14 protein-coding genes and 2 pseudogenes are annotated in these 26,782 nt (G+C 41.0%); 4 read left to right on the top strand and 12 right to left on the bottom strand.

Annotated elements, in window-relative coordinates:
* Positions 1 to 228: 228 nt before the first annotated feature.
* The gene (locus AC5590_RS32495; RefSeq protein ID WP_169267365.1) at positions 229 to 1,269 is read right to left on the bottom strand and encodes a ParB/RepB/Spo0J family partition protein; all 1,041 of its coding nucleotides are present in this window, start codon (positions 1,267 to 1,269) and stop codon (positions 229 to 231) included.
* A 1,057-nt stretch (positions 1,270 to 2,326) separates the two neighbouring features.
* Between AC5590_RS32495 and AC5590_RS32490 the strand changes: the two genes are divergently transcribed.
* The 4 genes from AC5590_RS32490 to AC5590_RS32475 all read left to right on the top strand — a co-directional run bounded on the left by AC5590_RS32490 (position 2,327) and on the right by AC5590_RS32475 (position 8,216).
* A complete protein-coding gene (locus tag AC5590_RS32490; protein WP_169267364.1) occupies positions 2,327 to 3,151 on the top strand; it encodes an ABC transporter permease in 825 nt (274 codons plus the stop codon).
* A 15-nt stretch (positions 3,152 to 3,166) separates the two neighbouring features.
* Positions 3,167 to 4,468: an ABC transporter ATP-binding protein gene (locus AC5590_RS32485; protein WP_169267363.1), complete on the top strand. Its 1,302-nt coding sequence runs from the start codon at positions 3,167 to 3,169 to the stop codon at positions 4,466 to 4,468.
* 257 nt (positions 4,469 to 4,725) lie between these two features.
* On the top strand, positions 4,726 to 6,270 hold the full coding sequence (locus AC5590_RS32480; RefSeq protein ID WP_169267362.1) for a glycosyltransferase: 1,545 nt from the start codon (positions 4,726 to 4,728) through the stop codon (positions 6,268 to 6,270).
* 329 nt (positions 6,271 to 6,599) lie between these two features.
* Positions 6,600 to 8,216 (top strand): glycosyltransferase family 39 protein, encoded by a 1,617-nt coding sequence (locus AC5590_RS32475; protein ID WP_169267361.1) that lies wholly within the window; start codon positions 6,600 to 6,602, stop codon positions 8,214 to 8,216.
* 328 nt (positions 8,217 to 8,544) lie between these two features.
* Here AC5590_RS32475 and gap read toward each other — a convergent pair whose 3' ends face one another.
* The 11 genes and pseudogenes from gap to AC5590_RS32420 all read right to left on the bottom strand — a co-directional run.
* Entirely contained in the window at positions 8,545 to 9,594 is a 1,050-nt protein-coding gene (gene gap, locus AC5590_RS32470) for a type I glyceraldehyde-3-phosphate dehydrogenase (protein ID WP_169267360.1), read from the bottom strand.
* Positions 9,595 to 9,727: 133 nt separating this feature from the next.
* On the bottom strand, positions 9,728 to 10,003 hold the full coding sequence (locus tag AC5590_RS32465) for a hypothetical protein (protein ID WP_211178645.1): 276 nt from the start codon (positions 10,001 to 10,003) through the stop codon (positions 9,728 to 9,730).
* Positions 10,004 to 10,468: 465 nt separating this feature from the next.
* Positions 10,469 to 11,437: a chlorophyll a/b binding light-harvesting protein gene (locus AC5590_RS32460; RefSeq protein WP_169267359.1), complete on the bottom strand. Its 969-nt coding sequence runs from the start codon at positions 11,435 to 11,437 to the stop codon at positions 10,469 to 10,471.
* Between the two features lie 142 nt (positions 11,438 to 11,579).
* The gene (locus tag AC5590_RS32455) at positions 11,580 to 12,629 is read right to left on the bottom strand and encodes a chlorophyll a/b binding light-harvesting protein (protein WP_169267358.1); all 1,050 of its coding nucleotides are present in this window, start codon (positions 12,627 to 12,629) and stop codon (positions 11,580 to 11,582) included.
* Between the two features lie 256 nt (positions 12,630 to 12,885).
* Positions 12,886 to 13,102: pseudogene (locus AC5590_RS32450) on the bottom strand (chlorophyll a/b binding light-harvesting protein); the annotation flags it as partial.
* Between the two features lie 685 nt (positions 13,103 to 13,787).
* Positions 13,788 to 15,815: an ABC transporter ATP-binding protein/permease gene (locus AC5590_RS32445; RefSeq protein WP_169267357.1), complete on the bottom strand. Its 2,028-nt coding sequence runs from the start codon at positions 15,813 to 15,815 to the stop codon at positions 13,788 to 13,790.
* Between the two features lie 135 nt (positions 15,816 to 15,950).
* Positions 15,951 to 16,772, bottom strand: a complete 822-nt coding sequence (proC, locus tag AC5590_RS32440; RefSeq protein ID WP_169267356.1) for a pyrroline-5-carboxylate reductase — start codon at positions 16,770 to 16,772, stop codon at positions 15,951 to 15,953.
* Between the two features lie 74 nt (positions 16,773 to 16,846).
* Positions 16,847 to 17,728: a cupin-like domain-containing protein gene (locus AC5590_RS32435; RefSeq protein ID WP_169267355.1), complete on the bottom strand. Its 882-nt coding sequence runs from the start codon at positions 17,726 to 17,728 to the stop codon at positions 16,847 to 16,849.
* Between the two features lie 34 nt (positions 17,729 to 17,762).
* A complete protein-coding gene (locus AC5590_RS32430; RefSeq protein WP_169267354.1) occupies positions 17,763 to 18,866 on the bottom strand; it encodes a zinc-binding dehydrogenase in 1,104 nt (367 codons plus the stop codon).
* Positions 18,867 to 18,921: 55 nt separating this feature from the next.
* Entirely contained in the window at positions 18,922 to 19,716 is a 795-nt protein-coding gene (locus AC5590_RS32425; protein ID WP_169267353.1) for a 2OG-Fe(II)-dependent halogenase WelO5 family protein, read from the bottom strand.
* 96 nt (positions 19,717 to 19,812) lie between these two features.
* A pseudogene (locus AC5590_RS32420) lies at positions 19,813 to 26,646 on the bottom strand (non-ribosomal peptide synthetase); the annotation flags it as partial.
* Positions 26,647 to 26,782 lie beyond the last annotated feature (136 nt).

Genomic DNA, 26,782 nt, shown 5'->3' with positions numbered 1-26,782 from the left:
AAATCAGGCAGCCTTTGTTTGGTTAATTAGTGTTCCAAGACGAGTACTCGTAGTAATAAGGCTGCCAAAATTTTTACGTGTTAGACCCCGTGACACTAAAAAACCCCGCAAAACTTTACGAGGCTTCCATTAGACAGCTTATCAAGAAATAGGGGAAAAGTCATCTAAAATTTGACAAAATTGGGTTAGTTTGTCTTGGTTTAGCTATAATTGTGCATCTGCACAGGTCTATCTTTTTGTTTCTTGTGACTCCATGCCTACAACAGCATAACTCTTGTGAAAGTATTCCTGTTGGTTTCCCTCATTGAGCGCTTGTTTAGCTGCTTCAATGATTGTTTTGAGATGAAATTTACTCAGCCCATTGCTAGCAGATGTGGAGATGATCTTACTCAACTGCTCTGGAGACAGATGTATGATTTCCATTGCAATTTTATTAATTATTATGTCTTGAAGGTTAATCGTTTCTGTTGAGGGCGTAGCGTAAGACTGATGTTCAAGTTGTTGGTGTACATTAGTCAACGATTGTCCATTGAAAAGCTGTACCTCCGACTCTTTAAAGCTGGAAGTTTGTTCATTATTAGCAACGTACGTGCTACTATCAGGCTGCCCTACTAACACGTCAATTTGGTGATCACATTGACTTTGTTGAGGATTATCTGTACATATAAGCACCCGTTCGCATTCGTCCTCCGAATGTTGCTTTGAAGATTCTCCAATATTTGTCGATGTCATTCCCTCGCCAATGTGAGTGGTGTCAAGTGTGTAAGTTTTTCCTTGGCGTTGTGCAGTGCGTTTTTTGGTATCTGCGTTTTTATCGCAGATAGATTCACGCATTTGACGAACCATAAATTCGGAAACGCCACAACGTTTGGCAATCTCGCGATTACTCCAATGATTCCACTCCTCATCTTGTAGCATTATATTCACCGCACGGCGTTTATCTGCGTTAGTACGTCGTAAACCATGATTGGCATTGGCTCCCACTGAGTACAGCAAAGCGTCGCGGCGGTTACCCTGGTGTATTTCTACGGCAATCTCCTGACGCCCAGCTTTTTTAGTTGCATGCAGCCGATGGAAACCGTCTGCCAGCCAGTAGTTCTTGCCGTCGTAAAAGACTAAAATTGGGGGAAAGATGGCATCCGACGTTATCGCTTCCGCATATTCTGCAATGACATCCCAGTTGAGTTTGACGCGTGACTGAGTACCACCATTGATCAAAATGTCTGCAATCGGAAGGTACTCGACTGTTGGGATAGATATAGTCGTCATAACTATTGTGTTTTAGGAGCTTTAACAGACATGGGTGAATTCTAAGAGCTACCAATAAAAGCTAAAACCCAATTCTTTATCCACTGGAAAGTGACATATTTTTAAGCAACTCCCTGAATCCATAGAAAACCTTAAGTAATAATTACTTTGATATTAGAGATTTTTCAATCTGCCTATTTATACACTTTTATGTACTAATTTTACAATTCTATGTAATTGGATATAACTGTAGGTAAAGATTGAAAGTAATCTCAGATACTTTTTAATTTGTCAAGAGAACTTGATACATATAAATTTTCAGACTTTCAAGATACTTTTCTCAAAAAAATGTTAGTTGTTTACGTAAAATATTTGATAAAAACCAGGCTCATTGCTGCCACTGCTCTTTGCTCTACGCAACGTTGCTCATGAAAAGTTTCTAGTTAGGTTTTATCAGTTCACCGGACTCATAATACTAGCTTCTGTTTTCCTAGGAAATTTCTTATTTTTATCAAATTTGTGTGTTGAAAGTTTAATTATGCTATATACTCGGAACTAAGAGCTTTCAATATACTTAAGCATATCAATACTCTAGGCAAAGCTGCAGAGCTTATGGATACCCAAATTCATACAACTAGCCAACTGGGGGCAATATCGAAAAAATTTACCTGATACAGACTTTCGATTTTTTTCTCTAGACTTGATACCTGTAAACCTACTGGTATAACTAACCATAATACCTTCCTAAAAGGAATGGCTCAAGGAAAGAGGATTAGTCTAAATCAGCCACCTTAACGAAATAAGTCATGTGGAGCAGAGATTTTACTTATAGTGGTTTAATTTATGTCAGTATCAAGGTAGCTTTTTCATAACGCTCTTGCATTAAGGTTTGAACCAAAAGTGTGAATGTCGCGTATACGTCTAATACCTGTTTAATTGTTAGTTTAAATCATGATTTGATTACCCAACGTCAAATCGGAAGTTTTGTGATGGCATGTATAAACCATCTCAGGAATTTTTCCGCTTTGCAGAAGTCTAAATAGTGTTTACATAGCTAGCATCCAACAGTTATTTGTAAATGGATACTACAAAAACTCTTATCAAAGCCGGTCGAACTGAAAGTCTGTATTGGAAAGATTTGTGGCGCTATCGAGAGCTGTTTTACTTTCTAGCTTGGCGCGATATTTTGGTGCGGTATAAGCAGACTGTGATTGGGATTGCTTGGGCTTTGCTTCGACCATTTTTAGCAATGATTATTTCCACAGTGGTGTTTGGCAATCTCGCGAAGTTACCCTCGGAGGGTGTGCCCTACCCTATTTTAGTATTTGCAGCAATGCTGCCCTGGCAATTTTTTGCTAGCTCTTTAACAGAGTGCAGTCTCAGCTTGATCCATAGTAGTCACCTCATTTCCAAAGTTTATTTTCCTCGCTTGATTGTGCCAGTCAGCTCAGTGATTGTTAGCTTTGTAGATTTTCTAATCTCTGGCATCATCCTGTTAGCGTTGATGGCTTGGTATAACTTTGTGCCCGATTGGCGTATCTTGACGCTACCGTTCTTTATTCTGATTGCCTTTGCAGTGGCGATTGGAGGGGGGCTTTGGTTAGGGGCGCTGAATGTCAAGTACCGTGATTTCCGCCATATTGTACCGTTTCTTGTGCAGTTTGGCTTTTATGTATCTCCAGTCGCTTATAGTAGCAGCGTGATATCGCAAAAGTGGCGCTTACTCTACTCTTTGAATCCAATGGTAGGGGTGATTGATGGCTTTCGTTGGGCGATTTTGAGCGGGCAGTCAAAACTCTACTTGCCGGGATTCATTCTATCTATGGGATTGGCTTCTCTGCTTCTTGCCAGTGGTATTTGGTACTTCCGTAAAACCGAACGCACGTTTGCAGATGTTATTTAAGTAGGGAGTGAGAGTATGTCTGATAATGTAGTCCGGGTTGAAAATTTAGGCAAGAAATATACAATTAGCCACCAAAAACGGGGAGCTAACAGTACTTTGCGGGATGCGATCGCCACTACCACCAAAGCCATCAGTCGTAAACTCCTAACACCCTTTGGCAAAAAAATACCCCACCCAAATCATGAAGATTTTTGGGCGTTGAGGAATGTTTCTTTTGATATTAAGCAGGGCGAAGTTGTTGGCATTATCGGTCGCAATGGAGCAGGAAAATCAACTCTTTTAAAGATTTTAAGCCGGATTACTGAACCCACAACAGGACAAATTTTAATTACCGGAAGAGTCGCAAGTTTGTTGGAAGTGGGAACAGGTTTTCACCAAGAATTAACAGGACGAGAAAACATTTTCCTGAACGGTGCTATTTTGGGTATGAGCAAGGCTGAGATTAAAAAGAAGTTTGATGAAATTGTGTCTTTTGCAGAAGTGGAGAAGTTTTTAGATACTCCTGTGAAGCATTATTCATCTGGGATGTACGTACGCCTTGCTTTTGCCATAGCAGCACACCTAGAACCAGAAATCCTGATTGTGGACGAAGTACTAGCAGTGGGGGATGTGCAATTTCAAAAGAAATGTCTGGGAAAGATGAATAACGTGGCGAAGGAAGGGCGAACTATTTTATTCGTGACTCATAACATGAGTATGGTGGAATCTTTGTGCGATCGCGGAATTCTTCTTGAACAAGGCACACTGTGTGTAGATGGGACTTCAGAAGAAGCTGTTAGGGTTTACCTAGAAAAGTCTTACAGTCTGGCTCAAGAGTTACCCTTAAACCAGAGAAGAGATCGCACTGGTTCTGGAAGAGTCAGAGTTTCTAGTTTTAGAATCTTGAATGAAAAAGGTCATGAAGAGCAAGTTTTACAATCTGGAAAAAATTACTATTTTGAAGTAGGATATTCAAACTATATAGGAAAGCGTCTGAGTAATGTAGTTGTAAGTATTGCTTTCGCCGATGAAAGAGGTACCTTTGACTTGTTATTAAGGAGTAATTTCACCAACGATTATCTGACTCTTAATTCTGATCAAGGCTATATTCTTTGTGGCATAGAAAATTTGCCTTTAGTGAATGGCTTGTATCTAGTTTCGATATATCTATCACATGCAGATAGTGAAACGCTAGATGATATTCAAGAAGCTGTATCTGTGGTTGTAGATGGAGGTGACTTTTTTGGTACTGGTAATCCTGGTTTGCCAAACTTCTGTAAGTTTTTAGTTAAGGCAGACTGGTCTACATCAGATGCTCATTTATTCTCCCACATGTAATTAATTTGATTTTCATAAATTAAAGATTCCGTTTACAACTATAGCAATCCTATATGAGTTGTGAGAATTTATCGAACCGCCAAGACGCCAAGGACGCCAAGAAAGAGAGGAGAAAATCTTACGTTTTTTGTAGCGTAGATGTAGGGCTTATGATTTAGGACTGCTATATGAAACAGAATCAAACGATAGTGAAATTATTTTTTAATGTCATTTCGATATTACCTTTATCAAGCTGACTTTCATGATTGGAGACTAAAATGTCATACAAAATTCTTTATTACAACTGGGATCCTTACTTTGGAAAACCATCTTTAGGGGGAGGTGTATCAATATACTGCCGGAGTTTGATTGATTATTTTAGTCAACAAAGTGACTATGAAGTGAATTTTCTTTATAGTGGGGTTGACTACACCTTTTTTGGTAAACAACCTTACGTTAAACAGGTTAGTAACAGTCGTCATCCTAGTGTTCCAACCTTTTCAATAGTTAATTCTCCTGTTTTCTCCCCTTCTCACTTTTATTTTGATAACCCTATAGGAAACGTTGAAAATCCTGATTTAGAAAAATATTTTCAACAGTTTTTAGTAGAACATGGACCTTTTCAAATTATTCACTTTCATAACTTGGAAGGATTAACTGCTACTTGCCTTAAGATAGCTAAAGAGAGTGGCGCTCGGGTGGTATTTAGCTTACATAACTATTGGTCGGTTTGCCCTCAAGTTAATTTATGGAAATTAGAAAGTAGCCCATGCTCAAATTATCTTGAAGGAAGAGCTTGTGTTTCCTGCCTAGACACAAAAATACATGTAGATTTAGAACTGACTCTTAGAAAACTAAATCATTTAGGAAGTTTGCTAGGTCAGGATCAGCAATCACTTCCTGTGGCTGTAGCTAAAAAAATTTACAGGGGGATCTACAGCCAAATTTGGTATCAACTGATAACTCGTACAAAATCTCCCTTGAACAAACCTCTTGAGATGAGTAGTACAGATATGCCTCGGCAAGCCGATTTGTACCGCTATCGACGAGAGGAAATCGTTTCTCTTATAAACCGCTATGTTGATGTTGCGCTATCTGTTTCTGAGCGAACCACTTCCATTTATAACCAATACGGAGTGAACCCAGCTTTATTGACGACAAAATATATAGGCAGCCAATCGGCTCAGTTTCAAGTACCACCCAGCAACCCAGCGACGTATACTCAAGGGCAGCCCTTTAAATTAATCTATATGGGACCAGCAAGAAGAGATAAAGGATTCTACTTCTTGTTAGAAGAACTACGTTCTTTACCACAGGAAGAATTAAGTTCGCTTGAGTTGGTTGTAGCAAGCCGAATTTATGATTCGGTCGAGTTGGGAGCGTCAATTGAGCAGAAAGGACGGTTATTATCTCTGGCTCAATCTCTTCACCGTTTCCGTTTCTACCCTGGGTACAAATACGAGAATATTCCCAATATGTTGGATGGAATCCACTTGGGAGTTGTCCCATCACAATGGGAAGATAATTTGCCACAAGTCACTTTTGAACTTATCGCCTGTCGCGTGCCAGTACTTTGTTCAAATCGAGGAGGCGCACAAGAGTTTGTTCGCCATCCAGCTTTCATTTTTGACCCTTCAAAACAAGGAGACTTCGAGTACAAACTCCGTACTATTCGAGAGAACCCGTACTTACTCACCGAGTTTTGGCAAGAGGCGCGACCAGTCAAAACAGTAGAACAGCATTTTCATGAATTAAACGAAGTTTATCAGACGGACATCGGAAAATCACTTTCTCTTGTTGGTGCGAGTTCTAGTGGTGATTAATGATAGTTATAGCAGTCCTAAATCATAAGCCGTATAGATACGCTGCGCAAACGTGAATAACTAAATTTCCGACAACTTTTGCAAAGTCAGGAATCTCAGTCTGCATTAAATCCCCCGGATAAAATCCGGGGGATTTAATGCGTTGGTGCGTTCTGCGTTCTTCTTAAGCTTCTTCTGCCCAAGTTGCCACCAAAATCCCGTATATTTACGACGCCCGTATCTTGTAAATAAAGCTACATTTAACTAAAGCTATCTCTTACATAACTGAAAAGACAGAGAAAGTCTGTATTTTCAATCACTCTTTATAAAAGAATGAGAAGGTCGAACTGATGTATAACAAAGTCCTTCCTCCAACTTGGTTACGGTTTTTACTAATCGTCTTATTAATACTGGGCGTGTTTTTTCGCTTTGTCAATCTTGACCGAAAAATCTACTGGTACGATGAGACTTTTACCTCATTACGGATTTTTGGCTACACCATGTCAGAAGTGGTCGAGCAAGTTTGCAATGGTAAAGAAGTAGGCGTTGAAGATTTACAGAAGTATCAGCATCCCACTTCAGAGAAAACCTTAACAGATACTCTTAAATCTTTAGCAGTAGAAGATCCTCAGCATCCGCCATTATATTACGTAATCACGCGATTTTGGGTGCAATGGTTTGGTAGTTCAGTGGCGGTAATAAGAAGTTTCTCTGCCCTGAGTAGCTTGTTGGTGTTCCCTTGCATCTACTGGTTATGTCTGGAATTATTTGATTCGTCGCTTGTGGGATGGGTAGCGATTGCACTGGTAGCTGTGTCGCCATTTCATGTGCTATACGCACAGGAAGCGCGAGAGTACAGTTTGTGGACTTCAACAATTTTGCTGTCAAGCGCAACATTATTACGAGCAATGCGACTAAAAACAAAGCTCAGTTGGGCAATGTATGCAGTTAGTATGGTATTAGGGCTGTATACATTTGTGTTTTCTGCGTTGGTGACAATTGCTCATGGTATCTATGTAGTTGCAACTGAAAAGTTTCGATTCACTAAGACGGTTATTGCTTATCTGCTTGCCTCTTTATTAGGGTTTTTAGCCTTCACACCCTGGCTTTTGGTTATTATTATTAATTTTGCACAAGCTCAGAATACAACACGCTGGACATCTGATAAAGTTTCCCAGTTAACTTTAATGAAAAACTGGATTATTAACCTTAGTTATTTTTTCATAGATTTTGGCTACGATTTAGGCAGTTACGAGCATGAACCTAAATTGAAAATTCTAACCAAATTATTGATTCCTTTTATCTTAATTTTGGTAGGATATTCGATTTCTTTTCTTTGTCTTAAAACTCCAAAGCGGGTTTGGTTGTTTGTCTTAACATTGATTGGCGTGACAGCGCTACCTTTAACAATACCGGATTTAATTCTTGGAGGGGTGCGATCGCAAACCCCCCGGTATTTAATCCCTTTCTATTTAGGTATTCAGCTAGCTGTTGCTTATCTCCTAGCCACTCAAATTATTCCCATCTCTGTTAACATCTGGAAACAAAAGCTTTGGCAAGTTGTTATGGTTGTGCTGCTGACATCTGGAGTCCTATCCTGTGTAAGTAGTTCTGAAGCAAAAACTTGGTGGCTTAAGTATCAAAACATTTATACTCCCCAAGTGGTTGACATTATCAACAAATCTAGTCAGCCACTTGTGATGAGTTCCTGTCAGGGAAGTTGGTCTCTTCTAGCTGATAAATTCTCTCTGATTGACCAAATTGATCCAAAAGTACGCTTTGAATTGATCAATGAATCAAAGGTACCGCAAATTCCTAATAATTTCAGAGATGTGTTTCTATACAACCCTTCCCACAATTCTTACCTGGAAGCAGTGCGATCCAAGCTTGAGAACGAGCAGAATTACAAGATAGAGGAGAATATTTACCCGAAAAAGTTACAGCTTTGGAAATTGGTTAAAAAATAGTATTTTCATGAGTGAATTGTGTGGCACTAGTTTTCAAGAAAGATGCTTAATAGGGAATAGGGAACGCTTAACAGGGAACGCTTAACACGGAAAGAATGTTTCTTTCATTCATAATGGGTGGCGATACGCCTCTGGCGTCTGCGCTTTGCGCAATCGCCTTTGGTGGCTCCTCCGGAGCATCGCTGCCAATCGGACGTTCCTAAGAGGAACCGCTACACTTCGCCCGGTATTTTTGCTTTCCGTTGTTGTCGCGAGTTCCAGTGCTGATTAATGATAGTTATCAGTTATTAGTTGTTACTGATAACTGATAACTGTTAACTATTAACTGTTAAGCAACAGTAGCAAGTACACGCTCCAAAAGACCTTCCTTCTGTGCGATGGACAACATGAGGTCAATAACACGATTCGAGTAACCCCACTCGTTGTCATACCAAGCAACAACCTTAAAGAAGTTAGAGTTGAGTTCAATACCTGCACCCGCATCAAAGATGCTAGAACGAACATCGCCCTGAAAATCTGTGGAAACAACTTCGTCTTCTGTGTAGCCTAAAATACCTTTTAGCTCTCCTTGCGAAGCTTGCTTCATGGCAGCACAAATGTCTTTGTAGCTAGTAGCTTTGGCAGTTTTAAAGGTTAAATCGACTACCGAAACATCAGGGGTAGGAACCCGAAATGCCATACCAGTCAACTTACCTTTTAACTCTGGCAAAACGAGTGCGACTGCTTTTGCTGCGCCTGTAGAGGAAGGAATAATGTTCTGCGCCGCACCGCGACCTCCTCGCCAGTCCTTCTTACTCGGACCGTCTACAGTAGGTTGAGTGGCGGTCATGGCGTGAACTGTGGTCATCAGCCCTTCGGTTAACCCAAAGTTATCGTTGATGACTTTAGCAACGGGAGCCAAACAGTTTGTGGTACAGCTGGCATTGGAAACGATGGTGTCTTTTGCGGGGTCAAATAGGTGATGATTAACACCTACTAGTAAAGTAGGAACTCGGTCTGGGTCTTTGGTGGGAGCTGAAATGATAACCCGCTTTGCTCCTGCTTTGAGGTGGTTCGCAGCTCCTTCATGGTTAGTGAAAAGACCTGTAGATTCAACTACATAATCTGCACTCAATTTACCCCAGGGCAATTCTGCTGGATTCCTGATTGAGACACAAGGAATGAACTGTCCATTGACAACGATACCATCATCCTTTGCCTCAACATTGCCCTTATAGGTTCCATGAGTTGAGTCGTACTTTAGTAGGTAAGCGAGATTATCAGGTGGTACCAAGTCGTTAATCCCGACAAACTCAATGTTAGGGTTGTCGATCCCAGCGCGAAACACAAGACGCCCAATACGACCAAATCCATTAATACCAACTTTTAGCCTAGTCAAGATGAAACCTCCTGTTATCGGAGACTAAACAAAGGGAGAAAGTCAAAAGAAATTATCTTTTACTCTTTACTTCCCAATCCTGACAGTCCCGGTAAGCTAAGGCGTATTTACTTGGCATCTTTTAAGATTTTTGCTATTTACACAGCTTTCTGGGTCGCTTTTGGTTAGCATTACAACAATCGGTCTTTGGTTCAAAGTCAAGACAGCCGAGTGCTTCTAGGGAACATGCTTTCACTGGGTTAACTGTGCACTTGAGGCGGTAGTCATTGGTAAAATATTCACAACCAGAGCAAGGAATTTGGTGCAAAGTTTTGAGATGACTTGCTCCTGTTTTCAAAGTTATCCAGACATTCCAAATCAAGAACATCAGAATAGCCCATCCCGATACAGCGCAAAAAAGTGTAAGCATAATTGTAAAGCCCCAAAAATAACCTCAAAAAATTGCCTGCAGCTAACTCCTGGTAACTACAGGCATGAAACATTTATTTAGCTGTAGTTGAGAAAAAATCCATTAAGGTCACGCTTGACCAAGAAGGGGTATAGGGGTGTAGGGGTGTAGGGGAGCCACTGCCCTTCGGGTATGCCTCCGGCACGGGCTTTGCCGAACGCAGTCGCCTAGGTCGGGAGAGCCGTCATTCGCGCTGTCTCACCGTGGGCGGGTTTCCCGCAAAGTCGAGCCAGCGCCGTGCGGGGGTTCCCCCCGTTGAGGCGTCTGGCGTTGCCGGGCGGAATCTTCCGTCCGGCGAGCTTTGCGACTTGAGGCATGTGGCGTGGAGAAGGAAGGGTTTTCTTTGTGGTGCACCCCTACCTCGGAACCGAAAGGATCCGGTGCCCCCACTGATTGTATCCCTTACACCCCTATACCCTTACCCCCCTACACCCCTAGTTGCTGACGCGATCGCCAATAATGCCAAACAAAACCTGAAAACGCCAATACACCCAAAAAGAACTGGATATCTGCTGAACCAAGACGGTCTTTACCGTAAAACTCTGGCGGAAAAACTGTCGTGTTATACCCAACAAACACGGCAGAAATAAAACCCATCAAAGCCAAACCTAGTAAACTGTAGGAAAGAATTTCTTCACCATTTGCAATTGGGAAAATTCGCCGAACCCAACCAAAAGGTGCCACAAGAATGTGCCAGGCACCACCCGCAATTAAAATTAAACTTATCCAAATGTGACCACCGATAACATCTTCTAAGTTGTCAACACTTGCCATTCCTAAAAGTGTCCTGGTGCTATCTTTTATGCCAACTAAGTAGCCGAAGATTGTCTTTGGGTCAAGAGTAGGATTGGTAATCAGGTGGACATTTCCAATGTTGGTGTCATAAATTCCACCAAAAAACATTGCTTTGAGCACCAGTAGCAATGCACCAAAACCTAGAAAAATCAGATGATGACCTAAGATGAAACCCAATTTCTTGCGATCGTTCCATTCATAATGAAATTTTGCTGCCCGTCCTCCAGCATCCTTCAAGATAGCTGGGGCGCGAAACACATGAAAAAGTCCCCCTGCGCCCAAAACAGCAGATGCGACTAAATGCAACATTCCAATGACAAAGTAAGGATAAGTATCGACAACTTCACCCCCAGCACCTACTCCCCACCCTAAAGTTGCCAAGTGGGGTAACAAAGTGAGTCCCTGCTCATACATTGGTATGCCTGGGATAAACCGTACCACTTCTAATATGGTCGTTGATCCTACCCAAAACATAATCAAGCCTGCGTGAGCCACGTGAGCGCCCAAAAGCAGACCAGATAAGTCAATTAAACGAGCATTACCAATTAACCAGGGGGAATCTGTGTATGCTGCAAAGGTTTTATCAGTAGAAATTGCCACAATTAAATTCCTTTGTGAACATTCTGAGATTTTGGGAATCTAAATGACTGGTGTCTGACCCAAAAATTACCTGTTGAAGTGAAGTAAGGTGGGCATGGGCAATGCCCACCAGTACTACCGAAATCTTACAATCTATAAAGTTTTACGATTCGCTGCTAGCAGTATCACTACCAACAGCATTTAATGCTTTTTCAACTTGTTTGAAGTCAACGCCAATGGCTCGCAGTGCGTGCCACAGATGTCCTTGCAAGAAGAAGAAAGCTAAGAAGAAGTGGGCGTTTGCCAACCAAGCACGAGACGTGTACGCGCCATTCGCCAACTTGACGCTATCGGCAAAATAGGGCGTTACGCCGAATTTGAGTTCTAAAACAGGACCGTAAAATTCCACGGGATAGGCTAAGGTGTTCACCGCACAAAAGTAAGCTGCAACAAATCCTGCTAAGGCAATACCACCCAAAGAGTAGGAAAGAATGGCTTCACCAGAGAAGATTAAAAGCTTTTTCGCCCAAGCAGCAGGCTGTGTAAGGATGTGCCAAATACCTCCACCAATGAGCAGAAAACCCACATATATATGACCGCCAACTAAATCTTCTAAGTTGTTAACGCTGGCAAAGTGGGTTTGATAGCCGTAGATAACAAATGGGTTGAGGGTAGGCTCACTCACGAGTCGGACATCATGAATTGTGGAGTCGTAGAGTCCTCCCCAGAACATTGCTTTCCCCGCGAGTAGTAAAGCCCCTACTCCCAAGAAAATCAAGTGATGTCCTAAGATAAAGCTGAGTTTTTTGGGATCATCCCATTCAAAGTGAAATTTACGAGCGCGACCAGAGGCGTCTTTCAAGTTCCGAGGACCTTTGAAGGTATGGAAGAGCGCACCTGCACCCAAAACAGCAGATGAGATAAGGTGCAAAACCCCAATCACGAAATAGGGGTAAGTATTCACTACCTGACCGCCTTCTCCCACACCAAAGCCTAAAGTCGCTAAGTGGGGCAGCAAAATCAGCCCTTGCTCACCCATCGGTACCGCAGGGTTGTATCGAGAGAGTTCAAACCAAGTAAATGCACCCGCCCAGAGAGTTGTTAGTGCAGCTTGCGCCACATGTGCGCCGATAAATAAGCCAGAGAGATTAACGAAGCGAGCGTTACCAGCCCACCAATCATATTTGACGTTTCGATTACCGTATGTTTGCATTGCTTTTATCTTGATAAGTTGTTGCTAATAATCATCAACCTTTTTTGTTGATTGCCAGTTGGCTTTTGAGTTGAGGAAAGGGTTTCCCGCTCTCGGGCGCGACTGGCTCACCACCTAACTGGCTCACGCCACATGCCTCAACGCGGGGAACCCGCGCACGGTGAGACAGCGCGAATGACGGCTCTCCCGACCTAGGCGACTGCGTTCGGCAAAGCCCGTGCCGGAGGCATACCCGAAGGGCAGTGGCTCCTTAACTTAGGCTTACCAGGTGCGGCAAAAAGAGAATCAAGCCCTGGTCGTACATTGGTTGTGCAGTATTGAAGGGAACCAGTTCAAACAAGGTTATCGCTCCTGCCCATAAGACAAATCTTGCCTGCATGAGCAATATCCGCAGCTAAAAGTCGGCCTGAGAGGTTGGTGAACCAGGTATTCGCTGACCACCAAGGAATCAACATAGGAGTTTGAACAGCCATGTTAGTCATGACTTTCTCTCCTGAAAAATTGTCAAAACAACTGGAATACGCATCTGTCTTAATGAAGAATAATCTCAATTATCTTTGGGTCTATCGTATCAGACTTCTTGCAAACTCTTCTCAAAATACACTGTGAATTTTTGTAACTCTCTTGCCTGAGATTTTAACCTTTCTTAACAAAACGACAAATCATATCAAGCCTGGTATGTAGCGGGTGCTCGTTAAGCGAGGAGATTGTCTAATTGCTTGACTAATCATTCATACTAAATCCGCTTTTGTAACCCCCTTTTGATCCTGGCGACTGGAAGTCGCACGCCAGTTGCTACAACGGGGCGGCAGCTTTTCGGGGGAAGCTTCCCCCGAAAACGTGCGTTGGAAACCCTACCAAGAGCGCGCTTACTCACCGCCTACGCGGACTAATGGAAAAGGGGGTCATTGACCCGGATTTGGTATCACTATTGAAAATATTGCGCTAGATAAGATTTTGAACTCCTACCAATTACTCCCCCTACAACGCGCTTGTGCTAACTCCTGCCCAGACGCTCTTGCAACAAGTCGCAAAGCGAACCGAAGGTTCGCTTTGCGGGAAACTTAGCCTGTGCACTGGCTCCCCTTACACCCCTAATTATTGACAAAAGCGGGTTAAGGAAACATGCCACTGGTGAAGTTGCTGCTAAGTATGGTACTAAACTCTCACCCATTTCAAGACCTTTGGGTCTTTATTATAGTAGTAAGTTAAGCCGTCCTTAGTAGTGATGGATTGACCTTTGCTTGCCTTGCTTCTAACGGTGCTAACTGAATAGTTTGTTAATATCTGGATTTCTTTATGAGAAAGCCCTTCAATTGTCCCTATTTCTGCTGCTATTTCTTGCTGGATTTGGGATTCATTCTTGGGAGAATCATCTATTGTGATTTGAGCTTTTTCAGGGGAATTAGTGACAATTTCTTGTGCTTTTTGAGTTCGATAATCCTGCACGGTCACAAGTTGCCAACTAGAATCTTGTGAAAGTTCTAGAACCCATTGATGATAATTAAATAGACTTTCTCGATGTCCAACACTGATAAAAGTTGTTTTTGTCTCTTGTAACTGTTGATATAAGTGTCCTTCATTCTTCAAATCCAAAGCACTTGTTGCTTCATCTAATATCGTGAAACTAGGATGAGTAACTATTAGTCGTGCGAATGCTAGACGTTGTTGTTCTCCCAAGGATAATATGTTCTCCCAAGGAACTTCTGTATCAAAGCCATCGACTCGACTAAGTAAGTTTTGCAGATTGACTTGTTGCAAAACTTCTTTGAGTTCTGCATCGCTCATTTGACGATTTGTATTAGGATAAAGTAACTGTTCGCGCAGAGTTCCTAAGATTATATAAGGACGTTGGGGCAAAAATAAAACTTCTTCTAACGATGGTCTTACCAGACGACCAGTTCCTGCGTTCCACAAACCAGCGATCGCTCTTAACAGAGAACTTTTACCTCGACCACTAGGTCCCACTATTAATAAACCTTCTCCAGGTTGAACAGCGAGTGATAAATCTTCGACAATGACCTGCTCATAGTTAGGCGTTTGTAACGTGACATTCTCAAAAGCAAAATGATTATTTTCTATTGTTTTAATAATACTCACATTCTCTGGTTGTTTCGTCACTGCTTCTAGCGCCTCTGAGAACTCAGATAAACGCTCAACGTAACTAGAAAATCTTCCAGAAGTGCCAAATTCACGTATTAATTCTTCCAAAGCGCCAGCAAAAAAATAGCAAGCTGTAGTAGCTTGTCCAATTTGTCCGAAATCAATTTCACCTCTAATAAATAAAGGTCCAAGTACTAAGAGTGTGAAAAATTCGATAGCAGCCCGATATCCTCTGTTAAAAATGTCCTGACTTCTCTCCCAATTAATCTTGTTTTTAGTATTTTTTATGAAATTACTAAATCGGCGTTCTATTATATTCAGTTCCTGTTTTTCTCCTTGAAAAAAAGCTATTGACTCAGCGTGATTGCGAACATGAGTCAGAGAATAACTATAATCGGCTTTAGATTCGAGTTCCGCCTGATTAATTTTAATCAATTCTTGATTTAAGTAAATAGCAATTAAGTTACCTATAATTGTATAGGCAAGCAGAGCAACAGCTACTTGTTGGGAAATTGACCAGACAATTATTAAAAAAGTCGTCATTTCCAGTATTTTTTCTAGGAAAGTAGTTGAAAAACTGAGAGCATTACTGGTAATTGGTTCAATTTCTTGGGATAAACGTTGATCTGGGTTATCAATATCGGCTTTAAAATTAACTTTATAATAAGCACGGTTGTTAAAATATTGATTTAAAATTTTCTTATTAAGCCATTTGTACCAATCAACGGCAATTTGTTTTCTAATCCATTTAGAAAATCCTACTAAAAGCGTTATCAAGACAAGTCCTACAGCATAAAATGATATAGTATAAGTAAATTTAGAATAATCTTTCTCTTGAATGATGACATCGATAAGGTAGCGATGAATAAAACTATTAAAAGTATTTGCACTTACAAGGGCGATTATTAGCAATATTAGGAGAAGAAGCATTCCCCAAGCACGAATTACATCTGAAAAAGCTCTTTCCCCTGGCTTAGTTGGATACCAATAAGGGACAGCAATGGCTGCTACATCTTTCCAGAATCGGATAAAGTCTGTGAAAGCATTTGTTGAGGATTGGGCTTGAACAACTTGGGTTGGCATATTTTGGGATTCAACTAAAATATTTTATCAATCTTATTACTTTTTTCTGCTGAATAATCAGTAATAAGTAGGGAATGATAAACCTCTGCTCAGGACTTGTAACTCAAATTTATCTTTGCAGTCGAGTATACTTTTTCAACTCATATTACCTAATTGTTGAGTGCGGCTCAAAGCAGCAAGCACCGCATTAGAAATGACAGTTCGCATACCACCTTTTTCTAACTCGTAAAGACCAGCAGCAGTCACTCCCCCAGGACTAGTTACCTTGTTGCGTAAGACTGCTGGATGTTCACTCGTGTGAAACATAAGTTCTACACTACCAGCAATCGTATGCAATGTTAGTTCTTGGGCTTGTGTCCGAGTTAAACCCATCCTCACCCCAGCATCAATCATCGCTTCGATGTACAAAAATGCAAATCCAGTCCCCGCGCTACTCAGCGCCGTTGCCATATCAAGGTAATGTTCATTTTGAGTCGCAAAATCTTTGCCTAATGCTTGTAGAATGACTTGAGTATGCGATCGCTGTATCTCCGTCACAGTTGATGATAGACTCCACACCGTAGTCCCATGGCCAACTTGTACTGCAATATTCGGCATTGTCCGAACAACAGCAGCATGATTCAACCCTTGGCACAGAGATAAAATACTCACTCCACCCACAATACTAATTACTAAAGCATCAGGTGGAATTTTACCCTTCAGCATAGCCATAACCTCTGCCAAAACCTGCGGTTTCACCGCCAATATCACAATAGATGCGCCTTGTACCGCTTCTATGTTGCAGTTGGTAGTACGTACTCCATATTCTTTTTCCAAATGAAGGCATTGTGCAGACAGTGGATCGCTGACAATTATTCGCTCAGATTTTTCAACAGTTTTTGTTGATAACAATCTATTAATTATCATTTCGCCCATCGTGCCACCCCCGATAAAGGCAATTTTTAAATCTGTGAGCATATCTTCTCCCTGTTATTCAAGCCAATAGTAGTTTCTGATACCTTTCTCATCGATGAAAACTAAGTTTTTTGAATTTATTTGTTTTCTTTAAAAATCTTTCGTCTAAAAAACTTTTTCAATTTTGTATTCCAAACGAAACTAACAGAAATATTTAGCTCATCAAGAGAGTAGACTTGATGCCACCAAAAAGAGGGAAAAAATAGTATTTCACCTGGTTCTAGGATACACTCTATATATTTTGCATTTCTGAATTGAGGAAATTTATCAATATCAGGTTGGTCAATATTTAATTGACTCATAAATGGTACTTTTGAATTTTTAGGAAAAGGATATAGAAACGAACTTTGTTTTGGTTCAAACAGTAAAATTCGCTTTCGACCACGCACTTGACATAACACACTTTCTACTGGATCGTGATGTAAGTGCGTGATATTGCCATTGGTACTCATCCAGAAAATAGTAGTCAGAGATAAGTATTTATCAATATAATCTGAAATTTCCTTCTCTGTAATACCCAACCAACGAGCAGTATCGATGGATAAGTTTTTATCAATCAAATCTGGAATTGTAATATCTGGAAATAGTTCAGGGAAGGTAGTATGAATTGGATACTGCTGAATGTAATAGTATTGGTTATCTTTTTTTTTATTCACAATCCAATCCGTGAAGTCAGTAAACTTCATTTTTTTGCTAGGGTATATTCCAGCCTCTGAATCATAGGTAAATATTTGATGATCAGAAACGCGAACATTAATTTTTTTTTCACCTAAAACGCTATTCAAATAATCCAATGACCATAAAGAAAATGCTTTCCATTCAGCTACTATACCCGTAAAAATTACAGGATATTTATAAGAGAGAACTGTGTGTTTAAAGTTCTCTAGCGAAGGTTTATGAATACGTTCAATGTGACTGATTGAAGTTTGATTAAATTTAGTTTCTACAGTGATATTCATAGATACTCCTCATGTTGATTGATGATATAAACGTTTAAATATTAGGCTGAATCACAGCTTTTAATACAGAGCCTTGCTCTACATCCGTCAGTGCTTGATTAACTTCTTCTAATGTATATGAACGAGTAATTATGCTTTCCCAAACAAGATTTTTACTGGAATCACTATGGCGTTTTAGTAATTCAATCATTCTGTAAAAATGGCTGAAATCAATTCCCCAAGTTCCGCGAATATCAATATGTTTGAGATTAATTTCCAAGTGTGGATTGATGAGAATCTCACCCGTATTAGTGTAATGCCCGACAATAACATAGCGACCTCCATTTCTGGTCATATTCAAGCCCTCTTTGACAGCAATGGGAATACCTGTGGCTTCAATAGTGACATCAGCACCGTGTCCGTGCGTCAATTCCAAAACCCGCTCAATATGTTGTCGTGGATCGTCAGCCTTAATTACAAGGGTTTCATCTACACCGAAGGATTTGGCAACTAATAATCGACTCTCAAATTTATCAATGACAATCACTTTACCTGCACCTGAAAGCAAAGCTAAAATTGCCACACTTAAACCCACAGGTCCGCAACCCTGCACCACAACAACATCGCCAATTTGAATCTGCGCTCGATCAATAGCGTGTAGTGCAGTTGGTAAAGCACATCCCCCAGCAATGAATTGCTTTGGTGAGACTTCTTCAGGTAAAGTTAGAACTTTAACCCCTGGTTTAAGGTAAATCAGTTGAGACCAACCACCCAATAACCCCTCTTTGGCTGAGTAGGTGACACCATAAACTTTGCGTTGTGGACAGCGAGTGGATGCTTTGGCTACTAGACAATACCAGCAGTTGTAACAGGTTTCGTGGACATCCAGAAAGGTGACGAAGTCTCCTGGCTGAATTAACTTACCATTGACATCACAAAGGAGTCCACCTGTTTCTACCACACGACCAACACAGAAGTGTCCAGGGATGATTGGATATGGTACTCCCTGTAGATGCCCACGTAGTAAATGTACATCAGTTCCACAAACTTCACTATATAAGGTTTCAATAATGATTCCACCCTTTTCTATAATCGGGTCTGGTAATTGTTGCACTTCAACTGGGTGGTTAGGCGCAGTCATCACAGCTGCTAAAGGCATGAATCACTTCCTCACTATGTTTACCAAATTGCTTCCTACTTTTTATTTACCAGCTTCAAGACCACAAAATAATTTCACCGTTAGGTAGTAATCCAATCGCGGAAGTGAAAGTCACACGTTGTCCATCCATCGGCTCAACAGTGTGAAAATTGCGTGTATTGAAAATGAATACATCTCCTACATAAGGTTGGAAAGCGATCGTATCTGCATCTGCAATTACTGTATCACTATAGCCGTAGGAATCGAGTTTATATTGGTCATCTCCTGGTTGCCACTGGCGATCACAAACGCGTGTTTTGCCATGACTATTAGGAGAAAATTTTAAGTACAAATTCCAGGAAAGCTGAGAAATCACTGTACCAACTTCCCATTCAGATTGTTCTAACGGGGCATAATCAATATGAAGTTGAGTACCCTGCTCTATTTTTCTGATCAGTCCTGCATAATAACTACCATAGAAGGGTTCTGAAGCAATTCGCACAGTCGCGCTTGTACACTGTCGAATTTTTACCATTAAGCGTTCTAATGGATTGAAAGACGCTGCCATAATGCAGTCTCTTAATTTAGTTGTGCGTTCTACTGCTTGAAAATAAGCTGTTTTACTAATGCGATTATATTCAAATACTGTGATGCCAATCCGCTCAATCTTGGGATTCACATCTTGATAGCAGTCAAAGTTGAACAATTCAGCTTGAGCTACTAAACTCTCACACTCTTGTGGTGTAGCAAATTCTTTTAGCCGAATTAAAGGAATTCGGTTTTCTAAGAGCATTCTTAAAGATTCTGTATTTAAGGAATACTCTTGCTTGTTTTCCCACACCTTGGATTTAATCTGATTAGAAGTAGCCATACTGCAGTTCCTCACAATTTAATTTCAAATAAACTGAACCATTTTCAATTTCACCCAAAATATCTGAGAGTGATTGAATGCTTTCTTGGATTTTTTTCACGAAATGTCTATTGATTTATTTCTTGCTTGTTCAATAAAATTTTCGAGTTTTTGAGCTAAGGTTTGAACCTGAGGTGGTGACACCATGTTTAGATGATTACCAGGAACTACAACAGTTTCTATATCTTTCACTAGTTCACTCCAGTGATATTCAAAGTCTTCATCAGTCTCACTAGCTTTCAATAGAACAATTGATCCTGAATAAAATTGAGGCTTGTAATTTTGTAAGGCTTGAGCGTTGATCTGTAAAATTTTTAGAAGATGAGGAGCTTGATCAAAGTCAACACCTTCTAAGAATATATTTTTCTGTTTAGCTTGTTCTATAACATAAAAGATTTGCTTCTCTGGTTCATATTGCCGCAGTTCTTCTAAACAGAGGTCTAGTTTATCTTTAAATAACTCTACTAATAGAAAAGCATAGTCTACTTCTCCTTTATAACTGAGAAAAGGAGGAGTAGTATCTAGTAGAGCCAACAAAGCTATCTGTTCACTTTGACGAGAAAGTTGTTGAGCCATCTCAAAAGCTACTAAGCCACCAAAAGACCAGCCAGAGAGAAAATAAGGACCATGAGGTTGAACAGTTTGTAACTCTTGGATATAGTGACTCGCCATTTGTTCAATGCTAGTATGAGGTGGATTTTCAGGATTTAAACCGACAGATTGTAGTCCATAGAATGGGCGGTCTGAATTTAAATAATAGGCAAGATGGTGATAGCAAAGAACATTTCCTCCACCAGGGTGAACACAGAATAGAGGTGGTTGATTACCATTAGTTTTGATAGGAACTAGGGCAGACCAAGGTAAAGAATCTGTTGAAGAATCCAGAAAATGTGCTAGTTGATCGATGGTGGGATATTGGAACAAAATAGATAAAGGTAAATTGATCTGGAAGTGTTTTTGAATCTGGGACATCAGACGCACAGCCAGAAGCGAATGACCCCCAAGTTCAAAGAAGTTATCTTGTATGCTGACAGGATGAATGCCTAGAATTTGTTCCCAAATTTGTAGCAGTTGAAATTCACAGAGATTTTTAGGTTCGTTAAAGCCATTTCGCGGTTCTTTTTGAACAAGTTTCTCAGGCAGTCTAACTTGCGGAATTTGATCTGTTGAAATCCTTTCTATTAGTGTTTCAAGATTCTGCTCTGGAAGGTCAACAATGCTGTTCAATAAAGCTTGAAAATGTTCCAAAATAAAGGTTATAGCTGGATTATCATAACGCGATCGCTGATAAATAATGCGAAACTCTAGCTGTGAAGTTGGGCTAACTAGAATGGTGAGAGCATATTTCGTTTGTGCGCCAATAGCACGAGACTGAGGTTGATTTCTGTCATGGTTTGCAGACTGTTTTGCTGATGAATCGACTGGATAGTTTTGGAAAACCAGCAGACTCTCGTAAAGGGGTAATGAGCCAGGTACTTCACTCCATTCGTGAATTTGTCCTTGAGAGCAGTATTCATAATCGCGTTGCGTGAAATTTTGATCTTGGATATCTTTAAGCCAAGACCAAAGTGATGCTTGGGAAGAAACCTTAAGTCGCATTGGTAGGGTATTAATGAATAAACCTAACATCGATTCAGCCCCTACCAATTCTGGAGGACGACCAGAGAAAGTCGCGCCGAATACCACATCTTCGAGACTGCTATAGCGACTCAACAGCAAAGCCCAAACGCCTTGAACTAAAATACCTAAGCTCAAGTGATGTTGCCGCACCAAAGACTGTAAAGCTGCTGTTGCCGAAGCTGGTAAGCTGGCTGTTTGTTCACCGTAGCGTTTTTCCTCAGCAGAAAAATTAATAGGTTCAGCTTCTATTCCTAATGGTGTTGGGCTTTTAAAACCTTGAAGTTTGTTCCGCCAAAATGCTTCAGCTTGCGACAAATTTTGCTGTTTTAGCCAAGCGATATAATTTCTGTAGGGATGACTGGGTTCTAGTAATAAATCTTGACCTTTGCTGAATGCCTCGTAGAATGCGAAAACCTCTTTTAAGATGAGAGGCACGCACCAGCCATCTGTAAGAATGTGATGAGAAGTCCAGATGAATTCATAAGCATTCGAGTCTACTTGGAAAAGCGCCAAACGCATTAGCGGTGGTTCAGTCATCTCGAAACCACGCAGTCGATCTACACTAAGATAGGTTTCTAATTTTTCTTGCTGCTGGGACAGAGAAAGTCCACGCCAATCTTGTAGTTCAAGTGAAATCTCCACTTCCTTCAGTACAACTTGTAGTGGCTCATTTTGATTTTCCCAAATAAAGGCTGTTCTGAGAACCGAGTGGCGATCAACGACTCGCTGCCAAGCTCTTTCAAAAGCTAAGGTGTCAAATTCTTCAATTTGCAAGTTTAAAATGCACTGCTCAAGATGTATCCCTGACTCAGAAGCAGCTAGAGTTTCAAAGAGCATTCCCTGTTGTGAAGGAGAAAGCGGATAAATTGATTCAAGATTTTTAGTTTGGAACTGAGTTAATAATTCATCCAGTTGTAATTGATTCAACTGTGCTTCTGGAAAATCACTCGGAGTATATCCTCTATTTTCTTTTAACTGGCAATGTTCTATTATTAATTTGATTGCTTGAATAAAGTTCTGTGCCAATTTCTCCACTGTGGCACGAGTATGCACATGACTATTGTAAGTCCAATCAATTTGTAATTCACCTCCTACTACCAGAGCATTAATATCCAATAGATGGTTACTAGTTTGCTTTAAGCTGTGGATATCTCCAGCAGATTCAGGCGCAAATTTCCAACCTGTTTCTGATTGTATTTGATCAAATTGTCCCAGGTAGTTGAAACTAATTTCGGAAGCAGGAATTGTCTGTATTTGTTCCTTAACAGTCGTATTTTTACACAAGTAACGCAATATACCGTAGCCAATGCCACGATTAGGAATTTCTCGTAATTGTTCTTTGATTGATTTGATAATTTCTCCTGGTTGGTTGATTGAAGGCAGTTGCAACAATACTGGAAATAAACTAGTAAACCAACCTACAGTCCGTGATAAGTCTACATCGGCAAATAGTTCTTCTCTGCCATGCCCCTCTAAGTCAATTAGTACCGTTGAATTTCCAGTCCACTGTGCTATTGAAATTACTAATGCGCTTAGCAGTATATCGTTAATTTGTGTGTTGTAAGCTTCGTTTACTGACAGGAGGAGAGCTTGGGTTTCTTCTTGACTTAATTTCACTGACACACCAGCAGCACTACCTACTGTATTTTCTTGTTGAATATCAGCAGAATCTGATGGTAGTGGCGTTATCTTAGACCAAGGTTGGTTCAGCCAATAGTCTAACTCAAGTTTTACAAGATCTGATTGTGCATAATCGTTTAACTTCTCTGCCCAATCAATGAATGCTGTTGTTTTCGGACTTAGTTTAGTCGGTTTGTGAGTAATTAATTGTTGATATATTTTTTGTAGATCTGATAATAAAATTCGCCAACTTACACCATCTACTGCTAAATGATGAATAATAATTAGTAACCTGGCATCACTATCATCACCCAAGTTAAACATTACCACTTGCATTATCGGCCCTGTTGACAAGTTTAAACTTGCTTGGTATTCGGTAGCGATTTTTTCTAGGGCTTGTGGTTGTTCATCTCTGGGTGTTGATGATAAGTCAACTACGGTAAATGGTACGTTATCATCTAACCCTTGATTGATTTGTTTATATTCATCTGCAACGGATGTAAATCTTAAACGCAAAGCATCGTGATGCTCTAGTAATTTTTTCACGGCTGTTGCAATTAATTCACTTTGCAGATGATTTGGAACTTGCAAGAAAACTGATTGGTTATAGTGGTGTCGTTCTGGCTTATTTTGCTCAAAGAACCAGTGTTGAATCGGTGTGAGGGGTGCAACTCCTGTCACTACACCTTGTTTAGATTCAACACTCACTGTTGTATTAGCAACCTGAGCAAGTTCGGCAATGGTTTGATTTTGGAATATTTGTTTGGGAGTGATTTGTATTCCTGAGTTTTTGGCACGAGAAACGACTTGAATACTCAGAATTGAGTCGCCACCAATTTCAAAGAAGTTGTCGTGGATGCTGACTTTTTCTTTAAGTAACAGTTGTTGCCAGATATTGGTTAAAGTTTGTTCTATAACTGTACGTGGCGCAACATATTCATGTTCCCGGCTAATTTCCCCATCCGGTGTTGGTAATGCTTTGCGGTCTATTTTGCCGCTGGGTGTTAGTGGTAGTTTGTCTAAGATGACAAAACTACTGGGCACCATATATTCTGGTAAGTGTTGTTTGAGGAATTGACGCAGTTGGTTGATAGTGAGTGATTCATTACTAGGAACTACATAAGCAACCAAGCGTTTGTTACCTGGAATATCTTCTCTTACAATGACTACGGCTTGTTGGATTTGGGGATGGGTGTTGAGGACTGCTTCAATTTCTCCCAGTTCTATGCGGAAGCCGCGAATTTTCACTTGGTTATCGATGCGACCAAGGTATTCGATATTGCCATCACTCAGGTAACGTGCCAAGTCTCCTGTTTTGTAAAGGCGTTCTGATTTAGCATCAGAAAAAGGATTTGGGATAAATTTTTCTTGGGTGAGTTCTGGGCGGTTAAGGTAGCCTTTTGCCAAGCACGCACCACCAATGTACAATTCTCCAGGTACACCAATGGAAACAGGCTGTAAATACTTGTCTAGAATATATACAGTTCTGTTAGGCAAGGGACGACCAATAGGTATTTTTTTCAGATTGATTTCTTCACGCAACTGGGGAAGAATTTCAAACAAGGTTGCGGTGATGGTTGTCTCTGTCGGACCATAAGCGTTGACCAGACGAACACAAGACATTGGGCTTCGTTGCCAAATGGCAACATCTTCGGGCAACATTGCATCTCCACCAACAACCACAAGTCTCAGTTGGCTGTTGGTATCTAACACTTGTGTTTTGACCCACTCTTGGGCTAATTGTTGCCAATAGGCAGTTGGCAGATTAACAACAGTAAGTCCAAAATCCGATATGATTTTTTGGAAGTTTGTCGGAGTCCATACATCCGAACCTCGGAGTACCAAGGTAGCGCCAACTATGAGTGTAGGAAATATCTGTTCTAATGAGGCATCGAAGTTGATTGAGGCAAACTGGAGTACGCGATCGCTCTTTCCAAGTGCGTAAGCTTGTTGAATAGTACCGCAGTGATTGGCGATCGCCCCATGTGGTATCATAACCCCCTTGGGTCTGCCTGTAGAACCGGAAGTGTAAATCACATAAGCCAAGTGACTTGCTTGCACACCAGCGTTCGCATTATCTTGACTTGACTCAGAAATAAATTCCCAGTCAGAATCTAAACATACAACTTGCGCTTGATGCTCAGGTAACTTTTCCAGGAGTTGCTGTTGAGTCAGCAGCACTGGAACTTGAGCATCTTCAAGCATAAAGCTCAAGCGTTCTTGAGGATAGTCTGGATCAAGTGGCACATAAGCCCCACCTGCCTTGAGAATACCCAGTAGTCCTACTATCATTTCTAAAGAACGCTCTACACACAACCCGACTAGCACATCTGGTTTTACACCCAAGGACTGCAAGTAATGTGCTAACTGGTTAGCGCGGTAGTTTAATTCATAGTAAGTCAGTTGTTGATCTTCAAACACAACTGCCACACCATCCGGAGTGCGCTGAACTTGCTCCTCAAACAACTGATGGATACACTTGTCTTGAGTATAATCCGCTTGAGTATTGTTCCACTCAACAAGTAACTGTCGTTGTTCAACTTCACTCAGCAGCGGCAATTGTGAGATTTGCTGCTGCGGGTTAGTAACAATAGCTTCAAGCAATCTCACAAAATGCTCTGCCATCCGTTCGATAGTGCGCTCATCAAACAAGTCAGTGTTGTACTCCCACACACCCACTAGTCCAGTACTTGTACTGAGCGTAGTCGAAGTAGCAGTGTTCTGCATTGATAAACTCAAATCAAACTTGGCTGTTGTGCTTTCTATTAGAAAAGAACTGACACTTAACCCAGTCAACTCTAGTTGAGACATGGGCGCATTCTGAAGTGTAAACATCACTTGGAATAATGGTGCATGACTCAGATCCCGTTCTGGCTGCAATGCTTCCACCAGCATTTCAAAAGGCAAGTCCTGATGAGCGTAGGCATCCATTGCCATGTCTCGAACACGAGTGAGTAATTCACTAAAGCTCGGATTACTTGCCAAGTTGGTACGCATGACTAAAGTATTGACAAAAAAGCCAATTAACCCTTCAACCTCCAAGCGATCGCGGTTAGCAATTGGCGAACCCACCAAAATATCTTCCTGTCCTGTGTAGCGATAAAGCAAGGTATCATAAGCTGCCAACAGTGTCATAAAGAGAGTACAACCTTGCTCCTGGCTCAGTTTTACCAATCTCTCAGTTAACTCAATCGACAGTGCAAACTCTTGATGTGAGCCAGCAAAAGTCTGCACAGCAGGTCTTGGTCGGTCTGTGGGTAACGACAATAAAGCTGGTGCGTTTGCTAGTTGTTGTTGCCAGTAATTCAGTTGGCTTTGTAATACATCCCCTTGCAACCAGTCTCTTTGCCAAATTGCGAAATCTGCGTACTGCACAGCCAGTGATGTTAAAGGTGACGGCTGACCTTGAGAATAAGCATTGTACAGTGCTGCTAGTTCTTGAACAAACACACCCATTGACCAACCATCAAAGACAATGTGATGCATACACATTAATAAGGCGTGTTCTGTCTCGGACAGCACTACTAATGTTGCCCTGATTAATGCTTCAGTTGTCAGATCAAAAGGTCGTTGCGCTTGTTCTTGCGCCAATTGCTGCAAAGCAACTTCTTGTTCAGTTGTGGATAAATGCTGCAAGTCAACAATTGATACAGTCCCCTGCTCCCTGCTCCCTGCTCCCTGCTCCCTGCTCCCTGTTCCCTGTTCCCTGTTCCCTGTTCCCTGTTCCCTCTGTTTCTACATCTTCAGAAACTACACAAAAGCCAATAGCGTCAAACAAAGCAGAGTC

This window comes from Brasilonema octagenarum UFV-OR1, assembly GCF_963888615.1.
Lineage (GTDB): Bacteria > Cyanobacteriota > Cyanobacteriia > Cyanobacteriales > Nostocaceae > Brasilonema > Brasilonema sennae.
Note: the sequence above shows the minus strand (reverse complement) of the source record. Positions and strands in the feature narration are given on the sequence as shown.

Coding starts and splice junctions, on each gene's coding strand:
- AC5590_RS32495 (WP_169267365.1), bottom strand. CDS start 1,269: ATGACGACTATATCTATCCCAACAGTCGAGTACCTTCCGATTGCAGAC.
- AC5590_RS32490 (WP_169267364.1), top strand. CDS start 2,327: ATGGATACTACAAAAACTCTTATCAAAGCCGGTCGAACTGAAAGTCTG.
- AC5590_RS32485 (WP_169267363.1), top strand. CDS start 3,167: ATGTCTGATAATGTAGTCCGGGTTGAAAATTTAGGCAAGAAATATACA.
- AC5590_RS32480 (WP_169267362.1), top strand. CDS start 4,726: ATGTCATACAAAATTCTTTATTACAACTGGGATCCTTACTTTGGAAAA.
- AC5590_RS32475 (WP_169267361.1), top strand. CDS start 6,600: ATGTATAACAAAGTCCTTCCTCCAACTTGGTTACGGTTTTTACTAATC.
- AC5590_RS32465 (WP_211178645.1), bottom strand. CDS start 10,003: ATGCTTACACTTTTTTGCGCTGTATCGGGATGGGCTATTCTGATGTTC.
- AC5590_RS32455 (WP_169267358.1), bottom strand. CDS start 12,629: ATGCAAACATACGGTAATCGAAACGTCAAATATGATTGGTGGGCTGGT.
- AC5590_RS32445 (WP_169267357.1), bottom strand. CDS start 15,815: ATGCCAACCCAAGTTGTTCAAGCCCAATCCTCAACAAATGCTTTCACA.
- proC (WP_169267356.1), bottom strand. CDS start 16,772: ATGCTCACAGATTTAAAAATTGCCTTTATCGGGGGTGGCACGATGGGC.
- AC5590_RS32435 (WP_169267355.1), bottom strand. CDS start 17,728: ATGAATATCACTGTAGAAACTAAATTTAATCAAACTTCAATCAGTCAC.
- AC5590_RS32430 (WP_169267354.1), bottom strand. CDS start 18,866: ATGCCTTTAGCAGCTGTGATGACTGCGCCTAACCACCCAGTTGAAGTG.
- AC5590_RS32425 (WP_169267353.1), bottom strand. CDS start 19,716: ATGGCTACTTCTAATCAGATTAAATCCAAGGTGTGGGAAAACAAGCAA.